Origin of the sequence: Petralouisia muris (assembly GCF_004793545.1) — a bacterium.
GTDB lineage: Bacteria > Bacillota > Clostridia > Lachnospirales > Lachnospiraceae > Petralouisia > Petralouisia muris.
The window spans coordinates 1-2325 of sequence record NZ_SRYA01000183.1; the positions used below are offsets into that span (position 1 = coordinate 1).

At 44.9% G+C, this 2325-nt stretch carries 3 protein-coding genes; all 3 read right to left on the reverse strand.

Annotated features, from left to right (window positions below):
- Positions 1-192 precede the first annotated feature (192 nt).
- A complete protein-coding gene (tnpA, locus tag E5329_RS28885; protein ID WP_135992547.1) occupies positions 193-621 on the reverse strand; it encodes an IS200/IS605 family transposase in 429 nt (142 codons plus the stop codon).
- A 90-nt stretch (positions 622-711) separates the two neighbouring features.
- On the reverse strand, positions 712-1848 hold the full coding sequence (locus E5329_RS28890; RefSeq protein ID WP_275443879.1) for a relaxase/mobilization nuclease domain-containing protein: 1137 nt from the start codon (positions 1846-1848) through the stop codon (positions 712-714).
- Positions 1849-1909: 61 nt separating this feature from the next.
- Positions 1910-2325: plasmid mobilization protein (locus tag E5329_RS28895; protein ID WP_275443880.1), on the reverse strand; the 416-nt coding region annotated here is incomplete at its 5' end.

A 2325-nucleotide genomic window follows, 5' to 3' on the forward strand; every position in this document is an offset into this window, starting at 1 on the left:
CTGAATCACAAAAAATCCATCAGTCCATTCAAAACTGGTGGATTTTTTGCGTGCATCAAAAATTCAATACAAAAAATAGACTGTTTTTCAGCGGCCTCACTTCAAGTGGGGGGGGGGTAAAAAACGCCCCCAAGGGCTCTGTTACTACTCGCCTGAAAGGCGGGTGCCGCAAGCACATACTACTTGCTGCCGCTAAAAAGCGGCTCCTTCACTTTCTTCCTTCCGTGACTCTTCTGACTGTTCTTGAATGTATTTCTTTATGGCATCCTCTGTTACATTTCCTACCGTTGCCACATAATATCCTCTTGCCCAGAACGCTTTATTCCATTTACTCTGCTGTTCCGGATGCCTGTCATATATCATTAGCGTACTTTTCCCTTTTAAGTATCCCATAAAATTTGAAACACTTATCTTGGGCGGAATGCTCACGCACATATGAACATGATCGGCGCACACCGCACCTTCTATAATTTCCACTCCCTTGTATCTGCACAGCGTAGCTAATATTTCCCGTACATCGAGCTTCAGCTGCCCGAACAATTTCTTCTTTCTGTATTTTGGTATAAATACAATATGGCACTGGCATTTCCATCTTGTATGTGATAAACTTTTACTGTCCATTTGGACCGCCTCCTATTCTTGAGATTGGCTTGCGACACCTTTCTCATTTTACCATAGGAGGCTTTTTTATAATATCCTCATCGCTACAGCTTACTCTATTCTCCCCAGCATAGCTGGGGGATTGGTGTTTTCATTCATTTCACTCTGGTTTTTCTCTCTGTCGGCGTGTAAGTCGGAGAGGGTGGAGATGTTATGCTTTGACATATACCTTACCTGTGCGGTGATTTCATCTAACTTCCGCAATTCCTCTTTCATCAGCGGGCTTGTCGGCTTGTAGTCCGTGCCTTTGGGGAATATCCCCAACTGATAGCACCAGTAGTAATATAATGCCAATATCCCCGTGGTTTTCTGATGCGGTTTCCATGCGTTTTTATACTGCTCTGGCATATGGGGAGAGTAAGAAATCCTTGCCTTGTAGTTCCCGTATCGGGAAGTCCCGCCTAAACATGACCGTATGAAATCGGGTGTCAGCCGCTCGTCAAGCGTGTCTAACCTTGTGAAATGCCTGTACTGTGGCAACTTCATCTTCCAATGACCGCCCGAAAAATCAACCTCATATCCTTTATCGGTAAGGTATTTCATCATGTGCTGTAAATCCCTGCTCCCGTTGATTGCCTCCCTTAAATCCTCCCGATAGACGTTGTACCGTGTCGGCTTTCCGCTTTTTTCATCCAGATAAAGCGGTCTTGACGGTGCTTTCTTCGGGTTTTCAATTACCGACAAACCGTGTTCTCGGCATAAGCGGTCGGACACTTCCCTTAACCGTTTCTGCTCCGATCTTGAGTAATTGTATTTGCTCCCATCCAGATAAGAAACGGAGTTAAAGCAGAAATGATTATGGAGATGTCCTTTGTCAAGGTGGGTGGCAACGATAATCTGGTATTTATCGCCCCACATCTCCCTTGCCAATTTTAAGCCGATTTCATGGCACTGTTTGGGCGTTACTTCGTCTGGCTTGAAGCTCTGGTAGCCGTGCCATGCAATATATCCGCCTGTCTTTTGGTACTGTTTCTTCGTCAAAATCATTTGTTGTAATGCCGTTTCTTTCAGACAGTTGACTGCGGAAACATACTCGCCCTCATTCGTTTTTGACGGATTCTTTACATAGGAAAACACGTCAAAAAAGTCCTGCATTTCTTCACTCGGCAGAGTCTTTTCTGGATTTTCTATATAGTCAATCAAGTCTTTTATGCTCCCTTTGACATGCCATAGGCTTGTTACCGCCATATCAGACCGCCCCCTGTTCCGTCAATTCTTCTACGCTAAATCGTTGTGGGAGAGTTGTTTTCTACTGCAATTCTAAGATAAAATCTTCAATCTCTTTACAGATTTCAGCGACGGTTGGATAGTAAGCAACACACTTTTTGAAAGCGTCATGCACCTCATAGAGCTTGTTTAAAAGCTCCCAAAACTCGGTTTTAGGCTTTGGCTGTGGGGCGTTTCCTTTGCATAACTGGCGCATAAATTCTGCTGCGGACAGACCGCAAGCGGCGGCGCACTGCTTTAATTTTTCATGTTCTTCCTCGTTCAATCGGACGGTAATCGGAACATTCCGCACGTCCTTTTCTGATTTTTCTCTGTTCATTTTCCTCAATCCTCCAGTCTTATTTTTCTTTCTTCGGGGTAAACAGGGGCTGTCCCCTGGATAGGTTACGCCCACTTGTTTTGTGTGGGCGGGATTGTGGCTGACACAATCCGATGCTC

Coding starts and splice junctions, on each gene's coding strand:
- tnpA (WP_135992547.1), bottom strand. CDS start 621: ATGGACAGTAAAAGTTTATCACATACAAGATGGAAATGCCAGTGCCAT.
- E5329_RS28890 (WP_275443879.1), bottom strand. CDS start 1,848: ATGGCGGTAACAAGCCTATGGCATGTCAAAGGGAGCATAAAAGACTTG.